Annotated in this window: 26 protein-coding genes; 11 read left to right on the top strand and 15 right to left on the bottom strand. The window is 67.0% G+C overall.

All coding sequences use genetic code 11. The features are described from left to right. Positions 1-108: 108 nt before the first annotated feature. On the bottom strand, positions 109-600 hold the full coding sequence (locus ACQKLX_RS08960) for a hypothetical protein (RefSeq protein WP_427361236.1): 492 nt from the start codon (positions 598-600) through the stop codon (positions 109-111). A 295-nt stretch (positions 601-895) separates the two neighbouring features. Here ACQKLX_RS08960 and ACQKLX_RS08955 point away from each other — a divergent pair, with 295 nt between their 5' ends. Next, on the top strand, positions 896-1,675 hold the full coding sequence (locus tag ACQKLX_RS08955) for a sulfite exporter TauE/SafE family protein (RefSeq protein ID WP_427361235.1): 780 nt from the start codon (positions 896-898) through the stop codon (positions 1,673-1,675). 1 nt (position 1,676) lies between these two features. Here ACQKLX_RS08955 and ACQKLX_RS08950 read toward each other — a convergent pair whose 3' ends face one another. After that, entirely contained in the window at positions 1,677-2,423 is a 747-nt protein-coding gene (locus ACQKLX_RS08950; protein ID WP_427361234.1) for a YebC/PmpR family DNA-binding transcriptional regulator, read from the bottom strand. 182 nt (positions 2,424-2,605) lie between these two features. Between ACQKLX_RS08950 and ACQKLX_RS08945 the strand changes: the two genes are divergently transcribed. After that, positions 2,606-3,958 carry a methyl-accepting chemotaxis protein gene (locus ACQKLX_RS08945; RefSeq protein ID WP_427361233.1) on the top strand — a complete coding sequence of 451 codons (1,353 nt, stop codon included), beginning with the start codon at positions 2,606-2,608 and terminating at the stop codon, positions 3,956-3,958. Positions 3,959-4,059: 101 nt separating this feature from the next. On the opposite strand, the gene fba is transcribed toward ACQKLX_RS08945, so the two are convergent. The 7 genes from fba to tkt all read right to left on the bottom strand — a co-directional run bounded on the left by fba (position 4,060) and on the right by tkt (position 11,076). Continuing rightward, complete coding sequence (gene fba, locus ACQKLX_RS08940; RefSeq protein ID WP_137879971.1) at positions 4,060-5,142, bottom strand: class II fructose-bisphosphate aldolase; 1,083 nt, start codon at positions 5,140-5,142, stop codon at positions 4,060-4,062. A 92-nt stretch (positions 5,143-5,234) separates the two neighbouring features. Continuing rightward, complete coding sequence (locus ACQKLX_RS08935) at positions 5,235-5,480, bottom strand: hypothetical protein (protein ID WP_427361232.1); 246 nt, start codon at positions 5,478-5,480, stop codon at positions 5,235-5,237. Between the two features lie 54 nt (positions 5,481-5,534). Then, the gene (locus ACQKLX_RS08930; RefSeq protein WP_427361231.1) at positions 5,535-6,728 is read right to left on the bottom strand and encodes a phosphoglycerate kinase; all 1,194 of its coding nucleotides are present in this window, start codon (positions 6,726-6,728) and stop codon (positions 5,535-5,537) included. Positions 6,729-6,739: 11 nt separating this feature from the next. Then, on the bottom strand, positions 6,740-7,309 hold the full coding sequence (locus ACQKLX_RS08925; protein ID WP_427361230.1) for a putative glycolipid-binding domain-containing protein: 570 nt from the start codon (positions 7,307-7,309) through the stop codon (positions 6,740-6,742). Then, positions 7,306-7,770, bottom strand: coding sequence for a hypothetical protein (locus ACQKLX_RS08920; RefSeq protein WP_427361229.1), 465 nt, complete (start codon positions 7,768-7,770; stop codon positions 7,306-7,308). The genes ACQKLX_RS08925 and ACQKLX_RS08920 overlap by 4 nt, the downstream gene beginning before the upstream one ends. A gap of 184 nt (positions 7,771-7,954) precedes the next feature. Next, entirely contained in the window at positions 7,955-8,965 is a 1,011-nt protein-coding gene (gap, locus tag ACQKLX_RS08915; protein ID WP_427361228.1) for a type I glyceraldehyde-3-phosphate dehydrogenase, read from the bottom strand. A 107-nt stretch (positions 8,966-9,072) separates the two neighbouring features. Next, on the bottom strand, positions 9,073-11,076 hold the full coding sequence (gene tkt, locus ACQKLX_RS08910; RefSeq protein ID WP_427361227.1) for a transketolase: 2,004 nt from the start codon (positions 11,074-11,076) through the stop codon (positions 9,073-9,075). A gap of 259 nt (positions 11,077-11,335) precedes the next feature. On the opposite strand from tkt, the gene ACQKLX_RS08905 reads away from it, so the two are divergent. From ACQKLX_RS08905 to ACQKLX_RS08885, 5 genes are all read left to right on the top strand, one after another. Next, the gene (locus ACQKLX_RS08905) at positions 11,336-11,593 is read left to right on the top strand and encodes a type II toxin-antitoxin system ParD family antitoxin (protein ID WP_427361226.1); all 258 of its coding nucleotides are present in this window, start codon (positions 11,336-11,338) and stop codon (positions 11,591-11,593) included. Beyond that, positions 11,590-11,877: a type II toxin-antitoxin system RelE/ParE family toxin gene (locus tag ACQKLX_RS08900; protein WP_427361225.1), complete on the top strand. Its 288-nt coding sequence runs from the start codon at positions 11,590-11,592 to the stop codon at positions 11,875-11,877. The genes ACQKLX_RS08905 and ACQKLX_RS08900 overlap by 4 nt, the downstream gene beginning before the upstream one ends. 219 nt (positions 11,878-12,096) lie before the next feature. Beyond that, complete coding sequence (locus tag ACQKLX_RS08895) at positions 12,097-12,405, top strand: DUF4164 domain-containing protein (protein ID WP_427361224.1); 309 nt, start codon at positions 12,097-12,099, stop codon at positions 12,403-12,405. Continuing rightward, the gene (locus ACQKLX_RS08890) at positions 12,405-12,773 is read left to right on the top strand and encodes a cell division protein ZapA (RefSeq protein WP_427361223.1); all 369 of its coding nucleotides are present in this window, start codon (positions 12,405-12,407) and stop codon (positions 12,771-12,773) included. The genes ACQKLX_RS08895 and ACQKLX_RS08890 overlap by 1 nt, the downstream gene beginning before the upstream one ends. A 179-nt stretch (positions 12,774-12,952) precedes the next feature. Further along, entirely contained in the window at positions 12,953-14,707 is a 1,755-nt protein-coding gene (locus ACQKLX_RS08885; protein ID WP_427361222.1) for an ankyrin repeat domain-containing protein, read from the top strand. Here ACQKLX_RS08885 and ACQKLX_RS08880 read toward each other — a convergent pair. Next, the gene (locus ACQKLX_RS08880) at positions 14,704-16,488 is read right to left on the bottom strand and encodes an ABC transporter transmembrane domain-containing protein (protein WP_427361221.1); all 1,785 of its coding nucleotides are present in this window, start codon (positions 16,486-16,488) and stop codon (positions 14,704-14,706) included. The genes ACQKLX_RS08885 and ACQKLX_RS08880 overlap by 4 nt on opposite strands. Before the next feature lie 138 nt (positions 16,489-16,626). Here ACQKLX_RS08880 and rpmE point away from each other — a divergent pair, with 138 nt between their 5' ends. Further along, positions 16,627-16,860 carry a 50S ribosomal protein L31 gene (gene rpmE / locus ACQKLX_RS08875; RefSeq protein WP_066471911.1) on the top strand — a complete coding sequence of 78 codons (234 nt, stop codon included), beginning with the start codon at positions 16,627-16,629 and terminating at the stop codon, positions 16,858-16,860. Between the two features lie 107 nt (positions 16,861-16,967). On the opposite strand, the gene rcdA is transcribed toward rpmE, so the two are convergent. The 3 genes from rcdA to ACQKLX_RS08860 all read right to left on the bottom strand — a co-directional run bounded on the left by rcdA (position 16,968) and on the right by ACQKLX_RS08860 (position 18,642). Further along, entirely contained in the window at positions 16,968-17,492 is a 525-nt protein-coding gene (gene rcdA, locus ACQKLX_RS08870) for a protease adaptor protein RcdA (protein ID WP_427361220.1), read from the bottom strand. A gap of 358 nt (positions 17,493-17,850) precedes the next feature. Further along, the gene (locus ACQKLX_RS08865; protein ID WP_427361219.1) at positions 17,851-18,147 is read right to left on the bottom strand and encodes a hypothetical protein; all 297 of its coding nucleotides are present in this window, start codon (positions 18,145-18,147) and stop codon (positions 17,851-17,853) included. Between the two features lie 297 nt (positions 18,148-18,444). Continuing rightward, positions 18,445-18,642 (bottom strand): DUF1192 domain-containing protein, encoded by a 198-nt coding sequence (locus tag ACQKLX_RS08860; protein WP_427361218.1) that lies wholly within the window; start codon positions 18,640-18,642, stop codon positions 18,445-18,447. A gap of 79 nt (positions 18,643-18,721) precedes the next feature. Between ACQKLX_RS08860 and ACQKLX_RS08855 the strand changes: the two genes are divergently transcribed. The 3 genes from ACQKLX_RS08855 to ACQKLX_RS08845 all read left to right on the top strand — a co-directional run bounded on the left by ACQKLX_RS08855 (position 18,722) and on the right by ACQKLX_RS08845 (position 21,517). After that, positions 18,722-19,720, top strand: a complete 999-nt coding sequence (locus ACQKLX_RS08855; RefSeq protein ID WP_427361217.1) for an NAD(P)H-quinone oxidoreductase — start codon at positions 18,722-18,724, stop codon at positions 19,718-19,720. 144 nt (positions 19,721-19,864) lie between these two features. Then, positions 19,865-20,599, top strand: a complete 735-nt coding sequence (locus ACQKLX_RS08850; protein WP_427361216.1) for a DUF1013 domain-containing protein — start codon at positions 19,865-19,867, stop codon at positions 20,597-20,599. A 36-nt stretch (positions 20,600-20,635) separates the two neighbouring features. Then, positions 20,636-21,517 (top strand): MBL fold metallo-hydrolase, encoded by an 882-nt coding sequence (locus tag ACQKLX_RS08845; RefSeq protein ID WP_427361215.1) that lies wholly within the window; start codon positions 20,636-20,638, stop codon positions 21,515-21,517. A gap of 8 nt (positions 21,518-21,525) precedes the next feature. Here the strand turns inward: ACQKLX_RS08845 and ACQKLX_RS08840 are convergent, their stop codons facing one another. After that, the gene (locus ACQKLX_RS08840; protein ID WP_427361214.1) at positions 21,526-23,220 is read right to left on the bottom strand and encodes a methyl-accepting chemotaxis protein; all 1,695 of its coding nucleotides are present in this window, start codon (positions 23,218-23,220) and stop codon (positions 21,526-21,528) included. After that, complete coding sequence (locus ACQKLX_RS08835; protein WP_427361213.1) at positions 23,217-23,540, bottom strand: hypothetical protein; 324 nt, start codon at positions 23,538-23,540, stop codon at positions 23,217-23,219. The genes ACQKLX_RS08840 and ACQKLX_RS08835 overlap by 4 nt, the downstream gene beginning before the upstream one ends. Positions 23,541-23,609 lie beyond the last annotated feature (69 nt).

Below are 23,609 nucleotides of genomic sequence, written 5' to 3'. Positions count from 1 at the left end.
GCGAACGCTATTCCCGATCTGGCTCCGACGCACCCTGTCGCCGCGAGAGAGGGGTCGAGGCGCGAGCCCCGACCCCGTCTTGCATGACGCAACCGCGGAACGGCTTGCTCAGGCGCCCTTCAGCCGGGTGTTGCACTGGCTGTAGTAGCCGCCACCCTTCTGGATCCATTTCAAGTCGCCATTGCCGCCATTGGCCTTGTTGGCGTTGTACTGGTCGTTGCAGGTCTTGAAGCGCTGCTTGCCGGCCGACAGCGTCGAGTATTTCGGATCGACCTTGCTCGGGAACGTGGCGTTGCCGGCCGAAGTGGGGGCCGCTGCGGGCTTGGCGGGAGTAGCGGGCGCACTGGCAACCGGCTTGGCCGGAGCGGTCGTGGTCGCCGTGGCAGGAGTTGCAGCGGCAGGAGCAGCCGCGTCGCCGCATTGCGCCTTGCGGAAATCGTTCCACGACTGCCCGCCGAGCGTGTTGTTGGTCTTGGCGGCATTGTACTTGGTGCTGCACTCCTTCATCGACAGCGCGAGCGCCGGCGACGATGTCTGCAGCATGAAGCCGCCGCTGAGTGCGAGAAGGCCAGCGGCAAGCGCGTATCTGGTGCGTGTCATGAGCGTCATCCCCCTATGGGGCCGGGTGGGCGCTGCGTCGGCCTGGCGGGACATTCCGGGAGGTCACGCGGCAGAGGGGACGCTAGGACCGCCAAGATGAACGCAGGATGATGGGTTCCATTACAGTTTGGTAAGGTATCGAGCGCGCCGTCTAGCCTACCGTCCAAGTCAACGGGTGACGAGCGTAACGCCCGTCGCGCACCGATGAACAGCGCTCATCGCTGCCATCACTGCAAAGGGGGTTGATCGCCCCGCGTCTTGGGTGAAGGAAAGAAAATCCTTCTCCGGCGACGTGATGACCGATCTCCTTCTCCTGCTCTTTCCAGGCGTCACCACCCAGGGTATCGCCGTCCTCGTCGTCGCGACCTTTCTCGGCGGGCTGGTGCGCGGCTTCACCGGCTTCGGCTTCGCCATGGTGTTCATGCCGCTGGCCTCGGCTGTGCTCGGCCCCGTCGCGGCGCTCGGGCTGATCTGGGTGATCGACATGCCCTTCGCCTTGCCCATCGGGTTCAGGGCGGCCAAGCGCGCGGAGTGGGGCGAGGTCATCCCGCTGCTGATCGCCGCGACGCTGACCCTGCCGGTCGGCATCGCCCTGCTGACCTGGCTCGACCAGCAGACCATGCGCTGGATCCTGGCGCTGCTCGTGCTGGCGGCAGTCGCCCTGATGGGCTCGGGCTGGCGCTATCACGGCAAGCCCGGCATCCCGCTCTCGCTGGGCGTCGGCGCGGCGTCCGGCCTGTGCAACGGCCTCGCCAGCATCGGCGGCATGCCGCTCGCGGTGTTCTGGCTCAGCGCCCAGCGCAACGACCGGCACAGGACCCGCGCCAACCTGCAGGCCTATATCGGCCTGAGCACCTTCGTCAGCGGCGCGATCCTCGCGCTGAAAGGCATCATCACGCTCGCCTCGGCGCTGATGGCGCTGCCGCTTTTCGCGATCTATGGCGTCGGTCTCTGGCTCGGCACCCACGCCTTTGGCCTGGCCTCGGAGCAGACCTTCCGCCGCATCGCCTATCTGACGATATTCCTGAGCGCGCTCGTCAGCTTGCCGCTTTGGGACGTGCTGATCGGACGCTAACTCAGCCGCCGAGCTTGGCCATCACCTCGTCGGCGATCTCAAAATTGGCGAAGACGTTCTGGACGTCGTCGTCATTGTCGAGCGCTTCCATCAGCTTCATCATCGACGCGGCTTTCTCCTCGTCGAGCGGCGCCGTGGTCGTCGGCCGCCAGACGGGCTTCGCCGAGGCCGGCGCGCCGAGCGCAGCCTCCAGTGCCTTGGAGACCTCGTTCAGGGCGTCGAAGGCGCACAGGATGGTGTGGCCGTTCTCGTCCGAGATCACATCGTCGGCGCCGGCCTCGATCGCCGCTTCCATCACCCTGTCGGCATCGCCGGCTTCCGGCGCATAACTGATCTCGCCGACCCGGTTGAACATGAATGAGACCGAATTGCTCTCGCCCAGCGCTCCGCCGGACTTGGTGAAATAGGAGCGGACGGCGGAGGCGGTGCGGTTGCGGTTATCGGTCAGCGCCTCGACGATCACGGCAGTGCCGCCGGGGCCGTACCCCTCATAGCGGACCTCGTCATAGTTCTCGCTATCGCCGCCGAGCGCCTTCTTGATGGCGCGCTCGATATTGTCCTTGGGCATGTTCTCGGCCCGCGCCGCCAGCACGGCCATGCGCAGGCGCGGATTCATGTTCGGGTCGGGCATGCCCATCTTGGCGGCGACGGTGATTTCACGGGCCAGCTTCGAGAACAGCTTGGAGCGCACCGCGTCCTGCTTGCCCTTGCGGTGCATGATGTTCTTGAACTGTGAATGACCGGCCATACGCCCTGATCTCCGCTGTTTATGCGCCGGCCGGCTTATACTCAGCCGGCTCGGCGCGAGGCAAGCGCGGCTGCGGCCTTTCCAGCTTACGCCCGCTGCGCCCCATGCTTAAGCGTTTCTTCGCGAACTGCCTGCAAGGTTCGGAAAGGAACCATCGAGCGGAAGCGAACCCAGCGCGCACCATGAACAACGCCATCGTCGAGCATACGGCGCGCCTGCGAACCTTCCGGATCGACGCCACCGATATCGGCCTGCTGCGGCAGCAGGCGGAGTTCGCGCGCCGGCGCCTGCCGACCCTGCTGCCGGAATTGCATGGGCAGTTCGAGGCCTGGCCTGAGATCCTGCGGGCGATGCAGCGGCCGGACGTCCATGAACTCCGGCTCGCGCACTGGATCAGGCTGGTCTCGGGCGAACTCGAGGATGGCTACCTGCAATCGGCGCATGCTCTCGCCAGCGCCTTCAACGACAATGGCGTTCCCGCCCATGCCGTCGCGATCTGCCATGCCATCGTCGGCAATGCGATCGGCGCCGAGCTTGGCCTGCTGCGCGACGGTCTCGCCAAACTCAGCCATGTCTGGCAGAGCAAGGAGTACAACCGGCGCATCGCCCTGCGTGCCGCTTTGAACAAGGCGGTGCAGCTCGATCTCGAGCTGCTGCTCGAAACCTATTCGCATATCCAGCGGCAGAGCCGCGAGAATGTCCAACGCGAGATCTCGGCTTTCGAGGTCACGGTTCGCGACGTCGTCGATGCCGTGACCGGTGGCGCCCGCGTCGTCGAGGCGACGGCGCACACGATGAACAGCGTCGTCAGGGAGACCGGCCTGCAGGCCGTCGCCGCAGCCCGGGCTTCCGATGAGGCTTCCGACAATGTCGGCAGCGTCGCCAGCGCCACCGAAGAGCTGTCCATCTCGCTCAGCGAGATTTCCGGGGAGGTCGCCCGCGCCACGACCAAGGCCCACGATGCCAGCAACGCGGCGCTGCGGACCGAGGCGATCGTCAAGGGCCTGGCGCAGTCGGCGCAGACGATCGGCTCGATCGTCGACCTGATCCGCGACATCGCCGCGCAGACCAATCTGCTCGCCCTCAACGCCACCATCGAGGCCGCCCGCGCCGGTGAAGCCGGACGAGGCTTCGCGGTGGTCGCGCAGGAGGTGAAGCAGCTCTCCGCCCGCACTGCCAAGGCGACCGACGAGATCGCGGCTCAGGTCCCGGCGATGCAGGCCGCGACACAGGAGGCGGTCGAGGCGATCGAAAGCATCGTCGGCTTCGTCGGCGACATGGACCAGACGACGCTGACGATCGCGAGCTCCGTCGACGAGCAGCGGGCTGCGACCCAGGAGATCGCCCGCAGCATCAGCTTCGCCTCGCAGGGCACGCAGGAGGTGGCGCAGACCATCGCCAGCGTCAACGAATCCGCCCAGGCCGCGGGGGCAGGCTTCGGCGAGATGCTCGGTCTCGCCCAGGCGCTCACGCGCCAGGCCGAGACTCTGACCGAGGCGTTCGAGAATCTGACGAAGCAGAACCGCGCCGCCTGAGCGGGTGCTCCGCACCAAAGCCTCTCGACCAGAACGACAAACGCCCGGCCTGAGCCGGGCGTCGCATTCTGCAAAGCCGGGAGTACCGGCCGATGCTGTCTTCAGGCAGCCTTCTTGGCGCCGAAGGTCGGATCGAGCTCGCCCTTGGCGTAGCGCTTGGCCATGTCGGCCAGCGTGATGACGCGCTTGATCTTCGAGGCCTGACCGGCCGTATTGAACTCCTCCAGCCGCTTCTTGCAGAGGGCGGTCATCGCCTCCATCGCCGGCTTCAGGTACTTGCGCGGATCGAACTCGCCAGGGTTCTCCGACAGGATCTTGCGGATCTGGCCGGTCATCGCCATCCGATTGTCGGTGTCGATGTTGATCTTGCGCACGCCGTGCTTGATGCCGCGCTGAATCTCCTCGACCGGCACGCCCCAGGTCTGGGGCATCTTGCCGCCATACTGGTTGATGACGTCCTGCAGGTCCTGCGGAACGCTGGACGAGCCGTGCATGACGAGATGCGTGTTCGGCAGCAGCTTGTGGATCGCCTCGATGACATGCATCGCCAGGATCGCGCCGTCGGGCTTGCGGGTGAACTTGTAGGCGCCGTGCGAGGTGCCCATGGCGATGGCGAGCGCGTCGACCTTGGTCTCGGCGACGAATTTCACCGCCTCGTCGGGGTTGGTCAGGAGCTGGTCGTGGCTGAGCTTGCCCTCGAAGCCGTGCCCGTCCTCCTTCTCGCCCTCGCCGCTTTCGAGCGAACCGAGCACGCCGAGCTCGCCCTCGACCGAGATGCCGCCGAGATGGGCCATGTCGGTGACGGTCTTGGTCACGCCGACATTGTAGTCCCAGTCGCCCGGGGTCTTGCCGTCGGCCTTGAGCGAGCCGTCCATCATCACCGAGGTGAAGCCGGCCTGGATCGCGGTCATGCAGGTCGCCGGCTCGTTGCCATGGTCGAGATGGACGCAGACCGGAATGTGCGGATAGATCTCGGTGACCGCGTCCATCATGTGCTTGAGCATGATGTCATTGGCGTAGGAGCGCGCCCCGCGCGAGGCCTGGATGATCACCGGCGCGTCCGTCGCGTCTGCCGCCGCCATGATCGCGAGCGCCTGCTCCATGTTGTTGATGTTGAAGGCCGGAACGCCGTAGTCGTTCTCGGCGGCATGGTCGAGCAATTGGCGAAGCGTGATGCGGGCCACGATGATCCTCCGGTTGGGCTCTGCTTTATCCGGAGGGTTTAGAATCGAACTGTGGCGGACGCAAAGCGAAAGCGGCCAAAAAGTGAATGCGATCAGCGCCCGCGCGCTTCCAGAACCCTGACGCGCTCCTCGATCACCGCCAGTTCCTCGGCGAAGTTGCCGGTGATCGACTTCGCCATGACCAGCAGGCCAGCCGTATCGCGGCGCTGCTTGCGAACGAGATCACCGAGATCGTCAAAGCGCTTCTCGACCGCGTCGAAGCGCTTGTCATGCTCGGAGAGCTGCGCCTGAATTTTCTTCAGGATCTCGTACATGGCCGTTTGCACGTTCTCGCTCATGCGCGAGAACATAGCATAAACATCGCACAGCGCAACCGCAGGCTGCGCCGCCGCTCAGCCCTTCCGGAGCGCCTCGACGCCTGGCAGCGCCTTGCCTTCCATCCATTCCAGGAAAGCGCCGCCCGCGGTCGAGACGTAGGTCAGGTCCTCGGCGACGCCGGCATGGTTCATCGCCGCGACCGTATCGCCACCGCCGGCGACGGCAACGAGCTTGCCGTCGCGGACGCGCTCCGCCACCGCCTGCGCCACCGCGACAGTCGCCGTGTCGAAGGGCGGCAGCTCGAAAGCGCCGAACGGCCCGTTCCAGACCACCGTCTTCACGGTGTTGAGCTTGAGCACCACCTCGGCGACGCTGAGCGGGCCGGCATCGAGGATCATCTCGTCAGGCCCGACCTCGTTGATCGAGACAACGCGATGGCCGGGATTGGCCTTGAACTCGCGCGCAACCAGCGCATCCACCGGCAGCAGGATCTCGCAGCCGGCCGCCTTGGCCTTCGCCTCGATCTCGCGGGCGGTGTCAGCGAGATCGTGCTCGCACAGCGACTTGCCGACATTGACGCCGCGCGCGGCAAGAAAGGTGTTGGCCATGCCGCCGCCGATGGCGAGCACCTCGACCTTCTGGACGAGGTTGCCGAGCAGTTCGAGCTTGGTCGAGACCTTGGCGCCGCCGACGATCGCCATTACCGGCCGGGCCGGGTTGTCGAGCCCGGCCGAGAGCGCTTCCAGCTCGGCCTGCATGGTGCGGCCGGCATAGGCCGGTAGCAGATGCGCCAGCCCTTCCGTCGAGGCATGGGCGCGGTGGGCGGCCGAGAAGGCGTCGTTGACATAGAGATCGCCGTTGGCGGCGAGCGCCCTGACGAACTCGGGGTCATTCGTCTCGTCGCCGGCGTGGAAGCGGGTGTTCTCCAGCAGCAGGATCTCGCCGTTCTTGGCGGCGGCGATCGCCTTCGGCGCCTCGGCGCCGATGCAGTCGCCGACGAAGATCACCGGCTGGCCGAGCGCATGCGCCAGCGCCGGCACGACCTGCCTGAGGCTGTTCTTCTCGTCACGCCCCTTCGGCCGGCCGAAATGGGCGAGCAGGATGACCTTGCCGCCCTTCTGCGCGATCTCGCGGATCGTCGACAGTATCCGGTCGATGCGGGTGGTGTCGGTGACCCTGCCCTCCTCCATCGGCACGTTGAGATCGACACGGACGAGGACGCGCTTGCCGGCGAGATCGGCGTCGTCGAGGGTGCGGAAAGCGGGCATGGAGGGCTCTCTTACAGGCGTTGAAACAGACAGGGATAATCCATGACGAGGCCGTCCTCGTCGACTGGAAGCTCGGCGGTGAAACTGCCATCGGCCGTCTCGAACCGGAAGAGCCTTGGCGCAAGGCAGGTGTAGATCTGCTCGGTGACGAAGGGCTCGAAACTGTCGAACGGCACGAACAGCATGGCGATGCGCCGTTGCTGGCCGGGTTGCCAGGCGCAGCGGCGGATCGGCAGCGTGTTGGTGAAGGGCGTGGCGGAAAGATCGATGTCGATGCAGGCGTCGAAGGCCGGCAGATGGCCGCGCCTGCTGTCGTGCCAGGCACCGTCGCGCCGGGTCATGGAGAGCCGGCGCCCGTCGGTCGTCGCGACCTCGAAGGAACGCACCGTGAAATCGACGTCGCAATCGATGCGATAGCGCGCACCGAAGCGGCTCCCATCGCGCTCGCCGACCAAGGCGGCATCGGCACGAAGGCCGTTCGCCTCAGCGCGCAAGGTCAGATGTTCGAGCCCGTCGCCTTCCAGCGCCCGCCAGCGGACGCTGTGCCCGTCCGCGAGATCGGCGGCCGGGCGGAAGCTCATCGCGGCAGGATCGGCGGCAGCACGCCGGGGACGCCGGTCTTGAGCACGATCACCGTCAGGATGACGGTCAGCACCGCCGTGACGATGCCGGTGAGCAGCAGCGCGCCGAAGCGCGGCGTGGCGTTGACGCGCTGGCGCAGGGCCGAGAGCTCCTCGCGCAGGCCGGCGAAGTCCATCGTCCCGGCGGCCAGATCGACCTTCTGGGCGCTGCGCTCCAGCGAGGCCTCGGCGCGGGTCAGCACCGCCTCGTAACGCGCGAACTTCTCTTCGATCCGCGCCGTCTTGTCCTCGATGCGCGAAAGCTGGTCGAGCTTGCGCGGGTCGCTCGAGACGAGCGGCTCGGCCGGCTTCGCCTCAGTGGCGCGCGCAGCGGCGATCTCGGCCATGCTCGGCGCCGGCGGCACGATGACTGCCTCGGTGGGCGTGGCCGGCGTGGCGACGGTCGGCTCGATCTTGTTCATTGCGCGGTCCGTTCCGAGATCACGATGATTCTGGATCGAACCGATCCAGAATCATAAACGTGATCGATTCCAATATCTTAGAGCAGGATTTCTGCGAAGAGCCGGTTCCCGCTTCTTCGCATCCCGCTCTAGGCGGCATGGGCGCGGCCGCACCGGGAAGGCGCGGCCGCAGCGATCATGGATGTCAGATGAGCTTCGCCATGGCGACGGCGGTGTCGCTCATGCGGTTCGAGAAGCCCCATTCATTGTCGTACCAGGAGAGGACGCGGACGAACTTGTCGTCCATGACCTTGGTCTGGTCGAGCGCGAAGGTCGACGAAGCCGGATCGTGGTTGAAGTCGATCGAGACGTTGGGCTGGTCGGTGACGGCGAGAATGCCCTTCAGGGCGCCGCGCTTGCTCGCCTTGATGATGGCCTCGTTGATCTTCTCGACCGTGGTCTTGCGCTTCGAGATGAACTTGAAGTCGACGACCGAGACGTTCGGCGTCGGCACGCGGATCGAGGTGCCGTCGAGCCGGCCCTTGAGCTCGGGGATGACGAGGCCGATCGCCTTGGCGGCGCCGGTCGAGGTCGGGATCATCGACATCGCGGCGGCGCGACCGCGGTAGAGATCCTTGTGCATCGTATCCAGCGTCGGCTGGTCGCCGGTATAGGCATGGATCGTGGTCATGAAGCCCTTGTCGATGCCGACGGCGTCATGCAGCACCTTGACCACCGGCGCGAGGCAGTTGGTCGTGCAGGAGGCGTTCGAGACGACGATGTGATCCTTGGTCAGGGCTTCGTTGTTGACGCCGTAGACCACCGTGAGATCGGCGCCGTCGCAGGGGGCAGAGACCAGCACGCGCTTGGCGCCGGCCGCCAGATGCGCCGCCGCCTTGTCGCGGGTGGTGAAGATGCCGGTGCATTCCAGCGCGATGTCGACACCGAGCGCCTTGTGCGGCAGGTCCTTGGGATCGCGGATCGCAGTGACCTTGATCGGGCCGCGGCCGACATCGATCGTGTCGCCGGAGACGGTGACGGTGCCGGGGAAGCGGCCGTGCACGGAGTCGAAGCGGAAGAGATGGGCGTTGGTCTCGACCGGGCCGAGATCGTTGATCGCCACGACCTCGATGTCCTTGCGCTTCGACTCGATGATCGCGCGCAGAACGTTGCGCCCGATACGGCCGAAGCCGTTGATCGCCACCTTGACCGTCATCTCAATCCTCTCCTTCGCCATTCGCCGGCAGAGCCGGCGTCATTCACGCGGGCAAATCGGCCAAACCAAGGCGGAACGCAAGGGCAGGCCTTAAAAATTTGAGGCGATCAGCCGTTGTGACGCTTGATCGCAGCCTCGGCCACCGCCTCCGGCGTGATGCCGAAATGCTTATAGACCTCCTTGTAGGGCGCGCTCGCGCCGAAGGAGGACATGCCGACGAAGCCGCCCTCAGTGCCGATCACGCCATCCCAGCCGAAGCGCACGGCAGCCTCGACCGCGATCTTGATCGGGGCGTCGCCGATGATCGCAGCCTTGGTCGCCTCGTCCTGCTCCAGCAGCGCTTCGAGCGAAGGGACCGAGACGACGCGGGCGCGAATGCCCTTGTCGGCCAAGAGCTTGCGGGCGGCCACGGCGATCTCGACCTCGGAGCCCGAGGCGAAGAGCGAGACCTGCGCCTTGCCTCCTTCGGCCGCCAGCAATTCATAGGCGCCCTTGGCCGAGCGGTTCGTTGCCGAAGCGTCGGTGCGGACCGGAGCCAGGTTCTGGCGCGAGAGCGCCAGCACGGTCGGGCCGTTCGTGCGCTCCAGCGCGATCTGCCAGGCTTCCGCTGTCTCGATCGCGTCGGCGGGACGCAGCACGCGCATGTTCGGCATCGCGCGCAAGCTGGCGATCTGCTCGACCGGCTGATGGGTCGGGCCGTCCTCGCCGAGGCCGATCGAATCATGGGTCATGACGTAGACGACCGGCAGCCCCATCAGCGCGGCGAGCCGCATCGACGGACGGGCATAGTCGGCGAAGACAAGGAATGTGCCGCCGGCGGTGCGGAAGCCGCCATGCAAGGTAATGCCGTTCATCGCCGCGGCCATGCCGTGCTCGCGGATGCCGTAGCGGACATAGCGGCCCTTCGGGGTCTTCGGCGTGAAGTCCTCGAAGCCCTTGGCGCGGGTGTTGTTCGACGGCGTCAGGTCGGCCGAGCCCGAGACCAGCTCCGGCATCACGGGCACGATCACGTCGAGCGCCAGCTCGGATGCCTTGCGGGTCGCGACGGTGACCGGGCTCACGGCCAGCGCCTTCTTGTGCGCGACCAGAGCTTTGGCGAGCTTGGGCGGCACGGTATGGTTCAGGCGACGCTCGAACTCGCCGCGCTTGCGCTCGGAGAGCGCAGCCAGACGCGCATTCCAGTCCTTGCGCTCGGCAAAGCCGGTGGCGCCGAAGCCGCGCCAGGCCTTGAGCACATCGGCCGCGACCTCGAACGGCCCGCCGGTGATGCCGAGCGCCTTCTTGGCGGCGGCAAGCTCCTCGGCGCCGAGCGGCTCGCCATGCGCCTTGGAGGTGCCGGCCTTCTTCGGCGCGCCGAAGCCGATCACGGTCTTGCAGGCGATCAGCGTCGGCTTGTTCGACTTCTGGGCGCGGCGGATCGCCGCCTCGATCGCATCGGGATCATGCCCGTCGACGCGCTCGGCCTTCCAGCCGCAGGCCTTGAAGCGCGCGACCTGGTCGACCGAGTCGGAGATCGAGAGCGGCCCGTCGATCGAGATGCCGTTGTCGTCCCAGAGCACGATCAGCTTGTTCAGCTTCTGATGGCCGGCGAGCGCGATCGCCTCCTGGCTGATACCCTCCATCAGGTCGCCGTCGGAGGCGAGAACATAGGTCTTGTGGTCGACCAGCTTCCTGCCGAACTCGGCGGCGAGCATGCGCTCGGCCATCGCCATGCCGACCGCAGTGGCGAGACCTTGGCCAAGCGGGCCGGTGGTGGTCTCGACACCGGCAGTCATGAAGTTCTCCGGATGGCCCGGGGTCTTCGACTCGAGCTGACGGAACTTCTTGAGATCGTCGAGCTCCATGCCGGGCGTGCCGGTGAGATAGAGCAGCGCGTAGATCAGCATCGAGCCATGGCCGGCCGAGAGCACGAAGCGGTCGCGATCGGGCCAGCGCGGCTCGGCCGCATCGTATTTCAGGATGCGGGTGAAGAGCACCGTGGCGACGTCGGCGGCGCCCATCGGCAGGCCGGGATGGCCGGACTTGGCCTGCTCGACGCCGTCCATGGCGAGGGAGCGGATGGCGTTGGCGAGCCGCTCGTGCTGGGCGCGGTCGATCGCGGACGTCGTCATGGAATCTCTCCGGCGGGGCGGGAACAGGGCTCGTGCCGGAGCCGGCCGGCGGCGAGCAGCGAAGATGGAAAAGGTCGCGCGTTCGATAGGCCGCCCGCTCAAGCGGAGTCAATTCGCCTGCGGCAGCTGCCTAAGCCCTTTCCCGTGCGCAAGACCTGCACGGCGCGTGCTATCGAAGCTCCCGGTCGGTGAAGCTTGCAGCACTCTTATTGATAACTATTATCAACCCTAGCTACGAGCGGTATCGGAGGCATCATTGATGATCAGCGCGGATCTCGGGAAGCAGCTCGAAGCCTACGTCGCGGAACTGGTCGAATCGGGGCGCTATGGCTCGAAAAGCGAGGTGTTGCGCGAGGGCGTGCGGCTGGTCGAGGAGAGGGAAAAGCGCCTTGCACTGCTGGACGCAGCTCTCGAACGCGGCCTGGCCGATATCGACGCGGGCCGCACCCATGCGCTCGAGGACGTCACCGATGAGCTCACCCGGCGCTATGGCTCGGCTGCAAGCAGGACCGCATGAAAGTCCGGCTTTCGTCTGAAGCCAGACGGGATCTGATCGCGATCGGCGACTACATCGCGCGAGACAATCCGTCGCGTGCACACAGCTTCATCAAAGAGTTGACCGACAAGTGCGCCAGCCTCGCCGACATCCCGCTCGGCCACGCGATTGTCCCGCGTTACGAGGCGCGGGGCATCCGTCGCTGCGTGCATGACAACTATCAGGTCTTCTATCGCGTCGATGGTGATCTGGTCTTTGTGGTCCGTGTTCTGCACAGCGCGCGCGACCATGAGGCTCTGCTGTAAGCGCAGGAGAAATCACGCCGGACGCGCCCTGAGCACGCCTTGCAGATGCAAGCCGACGTCGGTGCTTCTCCCTGAAACAACTACGCTCGGGCAGGATATCCACTGCCGACATGGCATGCAGAAGCCCGGGATGCCCAAAGCGCTTTCCACGGCGATATTTGTTAAACTAGGCTTCCGAATCGGATGAGCCGGCTTTCGCCGGCCTGCAGAGGAAGAAGCGTGGCGTCTCCAGGACTGGATCACGCCCTGTCGCGTCTCGAAGGCGCGCTCGGCCAACTCGAAGCGGCCGCCCGCAGGCGGCTCGAGGTCGAGCGTGGCCGGGCCAATCTCGAAACCGAACTCACTCTGATGCAGGACGACCGCGCTCGCCTAGCCGTCGAATTGGACGGCGCCATGGCCCGGGTCGGCCAGGTCCAGGGCGTGGCGGAAGAGGTCGATCGCAAGCTCGACCGCGCGATGACGGCGCTCGCCGAAGTGATCGCCCGCGTCGAAGCCCGCCCCGACGAAGAAGCCGAGCAGGACGTCTGATGCCCCAGGTCAACGTCACCATCTCCGGCAAGGCCTACCGCATGGCCTGCGGCGAGGGCGAGGAGCCGCATCTGGAGGCGCTCGCGCAGCTCTATGACGGCAAGATCGAGGAGATGCGCCAGGCCTTCGGCGAGATCGGCGATATGCGCCTGCACGTCATGGCCGCGCTGATGGTCGCCGACGAGGTCACCGAATTGAAGAAGAAGGTCGAGACGCTGGAAGGCCGCCTGCAGTCGCTGCAGGGCGATGCCGGCTTTGCCGACCAGCGCGCCGGCGAGGTCGAGGAGAAGGCGGCGGCGGCTCTCGTCGCCGCGGCCGAGCGCATCGAGACCGTGGCGAAGAGCCTGCTGCCGGGCCAAACCGGCTAGGCATCGCCCGCGATTGACTTCCCCGCTGCCTTGCGCTTCTCATCGCCGCAGAGCGCATGGGGCGCCACCAGTCCGCGGCAAGGGAGCCTGCTCCCACCCATACATTGAGCGAAGACCTCGCATTTCGCTTTCTTCCGGCCTGTCGAGCGGACATCAGGCTTTTCTCGGAAGGAAGACCCATGTCTGATCCCACCCGCGAACTCACGCCTCGTTCCAATCTCGAAACCGTCCGTCGCCAGGCCAAGCGCTGGCTGAAGGAGATCGAGGCCGGTGATACCGAGGCACTCGCCCGTTTCCGCAAGCTGATCCCGAACCATGCAGGCATGGCCAAGCTGCGCGTGGTCCAGCACGCGCTCGCCCGCGACTACGGGCTGGCGAACTGGGCAGCCTTGAAGCAGGAGCTTACCGCGCGCGAAGCAGCCGCGCGCGGCCACGCCGCACTCGTCGCGCTATTCCTGGAGAAGTCGGCGCTGCGCTATGGCGTCAGGCCCGGCACGCAGAGCTGGGGCGACTACGAGGCCGACCGGCCGGCACGAGGAGCGCTGGCACAGCGCCTGCTCGAACGCCATCCCGAGATCGCTGGCGACAGCATCCACACTGCCATCGCCGCGCATGATCTCGGCGCCATCCGCGGCTTCATCTCAAGGGACGCCACGCTCGCGGAGAAGCCAAGCGAATTCGATGGCTGGACGCCGCTGGTGCGCCTCGCCTTCACTCGCCTGCCGAACGAGGCTCTCGCGCACAACGCCATCGCGATCGCGCAGTTCCTGCTCGACCATGGTGCCGATCCGAACGCACTCTTCAGCGACGGCAGCAACCATTTTAGCCCGCTGACCGGCGTCATCGGCGGCGGCGAGAACGGCCAGCCGCCACATCCTCAAGCCGAGGCGCTGGCCCGCCTCCTGATTGCTTGCGGCGCCGATCCGCTCAACGGCCAGGCGCTCTACAACTCCTCGCTCGGCGCCGACGACGTCACCTGGCTCGATTTGCTCTGGAGCGAGACGGAGAAGCGCGGCGAGACCGGGCGCTGGCGCGAGCCAGTGCGCGAATTGCCGGCGCCACCGCTCGACTATCTGCTCGGCAATGCCGTGCCACGCCAGCCCAGACGCGCCGCCTGGCTGCTCGCCCATGGCGCAAAGGCACAGGCACTCAACGCCTATTCGAAGCAGAGCCTGGTCAAGCAGGCGATGCTCGACGGCCGCAGCGATCTGGTCCGCCTGTTGATCGACAATGGCGCGAGTCCCATCAAGCTCGATGGGCAGGAAGCCTTCACCGCAGCGGTAGCTCGTGGCGACGAAGGCGAAGCGCGCCAACGGCTCTCCGGCAACCCCGACTTCCTGCTCAGTCCGGCGCCGCTGTTCGTCGCGATCAGGCAGGGCAAGCCGGAGATCGCAGCGCTGGCGCTACACCTTGGCGTCTCGCCGGATGCGCAGACCCACGACGGCATTCGCACCTTGCATGAGGCGGCAGGAAGCGATGCGATCGAGATCGTTGCGCTCTTAGTCGAGGCGGGCGCGGAGATCGATCCGATCGAGCGCCGCTATGGCTCGACCCCGCTCGGCTGGGCACGCCATCAGGGCGCCGGCGCCGCGCAGATCTATCTGGCCTCGCGCAGCCGCGACATCGAGGCCCTGTGCCAGGCCGCCGAGATCGAGCGACTGGAGACGCTCTTCGTCGAGGCTCCTGCACTCGCCAACGCACCGGCCCGCTCGGGCGAGCCGCCGCTGTTCTGCCTGCCCGACGACGACACCAGCGCCTGCGACCTCGTCGAATTCCTGCTGGCGGCGGGTGCCGATCCGGCGGTGCAGAACGCGGAAGGGCTGACGCCGGCGCAGGTCGCGCGCAAACGGGGGTTGTTGGATACGGCGGCGCTGCTGGAAGCTTCCCTTCTCCCCTCGGGGGAGAAGGTGGGTCCGACGGGAGAAAGAAGCTAAGCCGCCTCCAGCCCGAACTGGAGCGCGGCGAGGCGCGCATAGAGCCCGCCCTTGGCGACGAGGGCGGCGTGGGTGCCTTCCTCGACCACGCGCCCATCCTCCATCACCAGGATGCGGTCCGCGGAGAGGATGGTGGCGAGGCGGTGGGCGACGACCAGCGTCGTCCGCCCCTGCATCAACCGGTCGAGCGCATCCTGCACGGCGCGCTCGCTTTCCGAATCGAGCGCCGAGGTCGCTTCGTCCAGCAGCAGGATCGGCGCATCCTTGAGTACGGCGCGGGCGATGGCGAGGCGCTGGCGCTGGCCGCCCGACAAGGTGACGCCGCGCTCGCCGATAATGGTGTCGTAGCCATCGGGCAGGGCCCGGATGAAGCCATCGGCAGCGGTGAGCTGCGCCGCCTCCTCGATCTCAGCGCGGCTCGCGCCGGGGCGGCCATAGGCGATGTTGTCGGCCACGGAGACGCCGAACACGGTCGGCTCTTGCGGCACCAGCGCGAAGCGGCTGCGCCAATCGGTCGGATCGGCCTCGGGCCCGGCGACGCCATCGACGACGACGCGGCCGGCGAAGGGATCGTAGAAACGCAGCGCCAATTGCAGCACCGTGCTCTTGCCGGCGCCGGACGGGCCGACAAGCGCGACCCGCTCGCCCGGCTTGATCGCAAGATCGAGATCGGCGAGTGCGAGATTGCTGCGGCCGGGATAGCGGAAGGAAACGCCCTCGAAGGCGAGCGCCCCGACCGGCGGTGTCGGCAGCGCCTTCGGATGCGGCGGCGCTGAAATCGCCGGCTTGGTCGCGAGGATCTCGCCGAGCCGCCCGGCAGCGCCCGCAGCCGCGGAGATATCGCCATAGACCTCGGACAGCTGGCCGAGCGAGCTCGCCGCCAGCACGGCGTAGAGCACGAACTGCGACAGCCGCCCGCCGCTCATCCGCCCGGCGAAGACCTCGGTCGCGCCGACCCAGAGCACCAGCACGACACTGGCCGAGACCAGGAAGATGGCGATGCCGGAAAGCCAGGCGCGCGAGCGCGTCGCATCGCGCGAGGCGGCATAGGCATCGTCCGAGGCGCCCTGGAAGCGCTGCGTCGTCGCGCGCTCGGCCCCGAAGGACTGCATGGTCCGGATCGCACCGATCGCCTCCGAGGCGAAGGCGGAGGCGTCGGCGAGCCGGTCCTGCGCAGCGCGGGCGCGCTTGCGCACGCTGCGGCCCGAGAAAACCAGCGGCAGCACCACCAGCGGGATCGCGCCGATCACGATCGCCGAGAGCTGCGGGCTGGTGAAGATCATCAGCGCCAGCGCGCCGAGGAACATGATGCCGTTGCGCAGCGCGATCGAGGCGGTCGAGGCGAAGGTCGACTTGATCTGCGTGGTGTCGGCGGTCAGGCGCGAGACCAGGTCGCCGGCGCGGCTGGCATCGAAGAAGGCCGGCTCGAGCCGGGTCAGATGCGCGAAGACATCGGAGCGCAATTGCGAGACGACGCGCTCGCCGACCGTCATCACCAGATAGAATCGAAACGAACTCGCCAATGCCAGCACGGCGACGACGGCGATCAGGATGGCGAAATAGGAGTTCGCCAGCTGCTGCTCCCCGCCGGAGAAGCCGACATCGATGACGCGCCTGACCGCCATCGGCAGGGCCAGCGTCGCGAGCGAGGCGACGATCAGGGCGACGAGCGCGAAGGCGATCCGCTGCTTCTGGGCCATCGCATACGGCCAGAACGAGCGCAGTGCGCTGAAATCCGGCCGCGCCTTCTGGTCTTCCTTGTTCTCGTTCGCCACGCTCATTTGTCCTGAAAAGCTTGCACCGTCGCTGCGGCTGCGCTATGGGCACCCGACTTCACGACAGGCTCATACGAATTGTTCGAAGAGCCGGCGATGTGCGCCGAGTTCCGGCCACCCGCTTTTCGAATTGAGGATTTCGCCATGAAGACCGGCATTCATCCCGACTACCACACCATCAAGGTCGTCATGACCGATGGCACCGAATACTTCACGCGTTCGACGCTGGGCAAGGAGGGCGACACCCTCAACCTCGACATCGACCCGAAGACCCACCCGGCCTGGACCGGCGGCACCCAGCACATGCTGGACCGTGGCGGCCGCGTCTCGCGCTTCAATTCGCGTTTCGGCGCGCTGGGCGCCCTCGGCAAGAAGTAATTCGCAGGTTTCGCGGCCCTTCGGGGCCTGCGACCGCAACAGAAAAGCCCGGCCTCGCGGCCGGGCTTTTTGCTTTGGTGGCGACGATAGGCCGCGGCGCGTGCTTGTCAGCGCAGCAAGCCAAGGCGCGCCTGCAGGCTTTCGAGCTGGCCACGCACCGGGTTTGCGGCGGGGCGGACAGCGCCCGACATCTGCTCGTCGAGGTTGCGGATGCGCTCCTGCAGGCGGATCGAATGGCCGATCAGGTCGCGCAGGCGCTGCGGCAGGCGCTCCGCCTCGGCGCTGCTCGGTTGCAGCATCGGCTCGGCGATGCGCACCTTGCTGTGCTCGTTGCGTGCCTGCTCGGCGCTCATCTCGCCCTCGGCGACGGCGCGCTGCACCAGGAGCCAGGAGGCGATCTGCATCAGTCGCGTCGTCAGGCGCATGCTCTCGGTCGCATAGGTCAGAGAAACCTCGCGCGGCAGCGCCGCCGATTCAGCCCTTCCCTCCCCATCGAGATAGGCGGCGGTCGCCTCGACCAGCCCCATCCCCTCGCGGAACAGCTGCATGAACGCGTCCGACTTGACGAAGCCGCGTGCAAACGAGATCGCGCCGTCCTCGGCCACAGGCCTCAGCATCGTCAAATCGGTCATCCCATGTCTCCAATCGGTACAGCGGCGTGCGATCGAGAGACTCGACGCCGAACTGGCCGGGACGTCGCAAGGATAACGCCATGACCATGTCGGCGCCGTGGTAACGTGTCGTTAAGGTTAACGATGCGATGGTCCGGCCGGGCCACGCCTTGCCCGGCCGGATCGGGCTGCAGACCAAAAAAAGAGCCGCCCCGAAGGCGGCTCGAAGGTCAACAGGGAGGCGTCAAACAGAGTGGGCAGGAGCCACTCGACATCCAGACAAACTGGATAATGCGATTCATACTTTGGAATCGTTAAGCGGCCGTTAACGCCGCCCGAAAATGCGACAAATTCGAACGATCCTGACGCAAGCCGTTCGCTACCGGGTCACCGTCAGCTTCAGGCCGAAGCGCTCGCTCAGGAATCGCTCGCCCAGCGAATAGCGATAGGTGCCTCCCAGGCTGACGCTGGGTGCGATCTCGCGCCGGATCTCGATGCTGTGCCCGCCGAGCACGGTGACCGGCGCCTGCATGATCACGATGGTCTGCGGCCACCGCAGTTGGAGGGCAGCGAGCGGCTTGCCGCCGTCCTCGCGCAGTCCGATCCGGGCTGTGTCCTCCACGGCGAGAGCTGGCATGGCAGCGAGCAAGGCCATGGCGAGCGCGAGCAAGCGCATCGTCTTCTCTCCTGTCGAAAGGCAGGCGCGCGGCCGGCGACGGCATCTAGCCGTCTCTCCGCTCGTTTCCACCTGCTGTCATTGTCTGAAGCGGTCCCGGCCAAGACGACGCATCGGCACAGGCGGGCGGCATCCGGCCGCCTTTCGTCTACATCCTCAGGATAGATGCATCGGCCAGCGATGCGAAGATGAATATCCGTTCATCTGCTGGCGCATCTTGTCGCGTGGCAGGAAGGACTCAGCCGCTCGCAAATGACCGCGGGGCCGGCCGATCTGGTTGACGGCCGCGTTTTCGCCTCAGGCCTTCTTGAAGAACGCGTCAGCAGCCGAGCGCGAGGCCGACTTCTTCTCGCGCATCTCCTTCAGCCGTTCGATCTCCGCTTCGAGAAGCGCAATGCGCTCGCCGAGCTCGGCGACGGAAAGCTGCGACAGGTCCTGCCCGATCTCGTGAGCCCGCTTCGGCGCGGGACGATCGTCATCGAGAAATCCAGCCATCATAGCCTCGCCTTGCATCCTCGGAGCGCGGGAGCTTAATCGGACGGAAGCGCCGAGACCACAGGCGAGGAGATACCGCATGACCGCCCTGCCCCAGACCATGACCGCCATCGGCTTCGATGCCCCCGGCGGCCCGGATGTGCTGAAGCCCCAGCAGCGCCCGGTGCCGCAGCCTGGCCCCGGCCAGCTCCTGGTCCATGTCGCGGTCGCCGGCGTCAACCGGCCCGACGTGTTGCAGCGTATGGGCGGCTATGCTCCACCGCCCGGCGCCTCAGACATTCCCGGCCTGGAGATAGCAGGCCGGATCGTCGCGCTCGGCGAAGGCGTCTCGCGCTACGAGGTCGGCGACCAGGTCTGCGCGCTCGTCGCCGGTGGCGGCTATGCCGAATATGCCGTGGTCCACGAGGACAACGCCCTGCCGATCCCGGCCGGGCTATCGCTGGAAGAAGCCGGCGCGATCCCCGAGACCTTCTTCACCGTCTGGACCAATGTCTTCCAGCGCGGCGGCCTGAAGAAGGGCGAAAGCTTCATGGTGCATGGCGGCACCTCGGGCATCGGCACCACCGCGATCCAGCTCGCCAAGGCTTTTGGCGCGACGGTGCTGGCGACCGCTGGCTCCGAGGACAAATGTGCCGCCTGCCGTGCTCTCGGCGCCGATTACGCCATCAACTACCGCACCGAGGACTTCGTCGCTGCGGCCAAGGCTGTAACCGGCGGGCGCGGCGTCAACCTGATCCTCGACATGGTCGGCGGCGACTATATCAACCGCAACTACGATGCTGCCGCCGAGAGCGGCCGCATCGTCCAGATCGCGTTCCTCAACGGGCCGAAGGCCGAGGTCGACTTCCGCCGCCTGATGATGAAGCGGCTGACCCATACCGGCTCGACGCTGCGCCCGCGCACGATCGCCGAGAAGGCCGCGATCGCGCGCGAGCTCGAAGAGAAGGTCTGGCCTCTGCTGACGGAAGGGCGTTGCAAGCCGTTGATCCACGCCCGCTTCCCGCTGGCGCAGGCAGCCGAGGCGCACCGGCTGATGGAGAGCAACGCCCATATCGGCAAGATCGTGCTGACGGTGTGAGGCGATCTCTGCTTTCCATGGACAGCCATCGCGGCTTTGCCTATAAGGCGGCCATCCTCCTCATCGTCGATGATTTGGATGACCGGCCGGGGCGGCCGGTCGGCGCCTGAGAGCTATTGCCCGCGACATTCCAGGAGACGGCCCGTGTCACAAACGCCGCTGATGCCGAAAGCCACTGCGGTCTGGCTGGTCGAGAACACCTCGCTGACCTTCGAGCAGATCGCCGAGTTCTGCAAACTGCATCCGCTGGAAGTGCGCGGCATCGCCGATGGCGAGGTCGCTGCCGGCATCAAGGGCCTCGACCCGATCACCTCCGGCCAGCTCACCCGCGAGGAGCTCGAGCGCGCCGCCAAGAACCCGGCGCACCAGCTCAAGCTGGCCGAGCGCAAGGTCAAGGTGCCGGAGATCAAGCGCACCAAGGGCCCGCGCTACACCCCGGTCTCGAAGCGCCAGGATCGACCGAACGCGATCCTCTGGCTGCTGCGCAACCATCCCGAGCTCAAGGACGCGCAGATCATCCGCCTGATCGGCACGACCAAGACGACGATCGCCCAGATCCGCGATCGCACGCACTGGAACACCCAGCAGCTGCAGCCGATCGACCCGGTCAGCCTCGGCCTGACCTCGCAGATCGACCTCGACTTCGAGGTGGCCCGCGCCGCCAAGGAGCGTCCGGCCATGGTCCTGCAGGACACCGGCTCGACCCTGCTCCCGGCCGAGGAGACCACCGCGCCCGAGCCGGCGCCGTCTTCGCAGCCCTTCGCCGACATGAGCCGGCCGAAGCGGCAGGACGAGGAGAAGATCGACGTCGATTCGGTCTTCGCCAAGCTGAAGCAGCTCAAGCGCCCGGCCGACGAGGACGAGGACGGCGGCTACTGAGCCGAAGCCAACAAGGGTGGGAGGCGAGTGACCGTGATGACCGATCTCGCCTTCACCTTTCTCGGCAGCGGCGCGCCACCCGTCAGCCTGCGCCGCGCTGGCCCGGCCCATCTTGTCGAGGCGGGCGGTGTCAAGGTTCTGGTCGATTGCGGTTCGGGCGTCAGCCAGCGCCTCGTCGCCGCCGGCCATGCCGGAGCGCAGATCGACGCGCTCATCGTCACCCATGAGCATTCCGACCATCTGGTCGATTTCTACCAGCTGATCGTCTCGTCCTGGCATCAGGGCCGCAACCGGCCCTGGCGCGTGATCGCGCCCGAGCCGGCACTCGCCAATGTGCGTGGGCAATACGAGGCCTTCGCCCGCGAGCGCGCCTTGCGCATCGCTTTCGAGAAACGCCCGGATGCGACCGGATTGGAAGTCGTGTTCGAGGAGTTGCGCCAGGGCCCTGTTGCTGGCCTAGCCGATCTCAACGTCGAAGCCTTCCTGGTCGATCACAGGCCGGTCGAACCGGCATTCGGGCTATCACTGTCGGCCAATGGCAGCCGCGTCGTCTTCTCTGGCGACACCCGTCTGACACCTTCGCTCGAACAGGCCGCACAGGGCTGCGACCTCCTGGTCTGCGAGGTCTTCATCGACAGCCAGATGCCGGTCACCGCCGGCGTGCGCTCCGCCGAGACGGTGGCATCGGTCCAGAGCTATCACATCACCCCGGCCGTGGTGGCCGGCCTCGCCAGCCGCGCCGGCGTCAAGGCGCTGGCGCTGACCCATCTCGTCCCGCCGGGAGCCGATACGGCAGCGCTTTTCGCCGAAATCCGGGCCGGCGGCTATGCCGGCCCGCTGATCGTCGGCGAGGATCTGATGCGGCTGGAACTGCCGGCGCGACTGCTGCGCTGGAACGGCGCCTCGTTGGGGTTCTGAGCAACCGTTCAAGCCGCCCGGCGCAATCCCGCGGAAGCCTGATCGCCGCCCAGCCGGAATCCACCTGCCAGCCTCGCAACCGCTTCAGCCGCCTCGGCCATGCCGCGCCCTGCCGCGGCGGTGCGTTCCGCCGCCTGGGCATTGTCCTGCGTGGCCCGGTCGATCTCGACCAGCGCCCGTTCGATTGCGCCGACGCCCTGCGACTGCTCCGCCGTCGCCTGGCTGATCTCGCCGAAGGCCTGCGCGACCTCCTCAACCTCGCTGGAGATCATGGTGAGACTGGCCCCGGCCTCGCGCACCAGTTTCACGCCTTCGTCGACATGGACCTTGGTCTCGCTGATCAGCGCCCGGACATCACGCGCTGCATCGGCCGATTGCTGGGCGAGTCGGCGGACCTCGGTCGCAACCACGGCGAAGCCGCGCCCGCCCTCGCCGGCCCGCGCCGCCTCGACCGAGGCGTTGAGCGCGAGCAGGTTAGTCTGGAAGGCGAGCCCGTCCATGACCTCGACGATGTCGACGATCCGGCGCGCCTGCTGGTCGATCTTGTCGATCGCCTCGACGGCGCGGCCCGCCACCGCGACACCCGCGCCGGCATCGTCGGCGGTCGAGCGCGCCTTGCGCGCTGCGGCCTGGACGATGTCGGAGGTCTGGCGCACGGTGGCCGCGATCTCCTCGATCACGCTGGAGGTATCCTGGACCGCATTGGCCTGGCTCTGCCCGCGTTGCGACAGGTCGAGCGTCGCCGAGAGAATGTCGTCGGCGGCGCTGCGCGTCTGCGTGGCGTTGTCAGCCATCGCCGAGAGCGCTCCCGCGAGCGCCTCCGCCGAGCGGTTGAAATTGCTGGCGACGGCAGCGAGCCGCCCTTCGAAGCCCGTCGACATGCGGATGCCGAGATCGCCATTGGCCAGCCCCGAGAGCGCGCGATCGGCTTCGTCGAGGAAGGACTCGCAAGCCTCGGTCAGTTCGTCGATGCCGCTCACCAGCGCGCTGAACCGGCCGAGATCGTCAGTGCGGACGGTCCTGGCCGAGAAATCGCCGCGCTTGGCCGCATCGACGACGCCGGCGACGGCTTCGAGCAGATGCGCTTCGACCGCGGCGCGCTCGGTCTCGCTCGCAACATTGTCATGGCGCAGCGTCTCGGCGCGCTCCTGATTGAGTAGGGCCGTCGAGGCCGCTTCGTCTGCCTGGTCCAGTGCCGTGGCGAGCCGATGCGCGATCCAGATCAACGCGCCCGCCTCGGCCAGCAGGATGACGGCGTGAACGACGACACGGGCGAACTCGCTGCCGTCGGGGAACACCGCCGCCGGATAGGCGAAATTGAGCACGAGATGGTGCACCGCTACGACCGCCGTCGCGGCCAGGATCGAGCGCCAGCAGCACCAGGCCGTCATCACCGCGAGCGCGGCGAAGAAGGCCATGTGCATATCGATCTGGTAGCGCGTGCCCTCGCAGGCGAAGACCAGCAGAGCGACCTGCCCGTTGATCGCAATGGTCGAGATCAGGCGCGTCGACAGGCCAATCCCGTCCGAGCGCCAGGCCAGGGTCGTGGCCGCAGCCAGCAGAAGCGAGACCAGCCCGATCGCCAGAAGCGCCGGATGGCCGGCGAGCCAACCGACGGCGCAGGTCACCGGCACCAAGAGCCATTGCCCTGTCATCAGTGGCTTGGCGAAGGCGCGGCGGAACGTCTCGAGGCTCTGGCTCATGGGGACCGTCTCGCTGGGGTGAGGGGATCGCGCGCCTGCCCGGAGCAGCCGCCGCCCAGCCCGGCCAGGACGAGCGCGGCGCCAGACTGGTAGAGGCGCGTGGAGAAGTTGGGGGTCGCCGAGCGGGCCAGCAGGCCGAAGCGGCCGACCGGCGCAAGGATGACGCCATCCGCCCGGCTCACCGCCTCGGCAGCTGCGGCGGAACTCGCCGCAAGCACAAGAACGGGCGCTCCGTCACGCGGAGCGAGGACGACGCCGACCGGCGCGAGCAACGCACCGATCGCCAAGGCCAGAGGTCCGACGCGTGGGCGCAGCGCCATCGTTTAAATCCGGCGGGATAAGCGCCTGCGATCTTGGACAACTCTGTTTAAAACAACGTAAAGTTGTAC

Source organism: Allobosea sp. NPDC003192, from assembly GCF_050275675.1.
In the GTDB taxonomy this organism is placed as follows: domain Bacteria; phylum Pseudomonadota; class Alphaproteobacteria; order Rhizobiales; family Beijerinckiaceae; genus Allobosea.
This window is presented reverse-complemented; position numbering and strand designations above follow the sequence as displayed.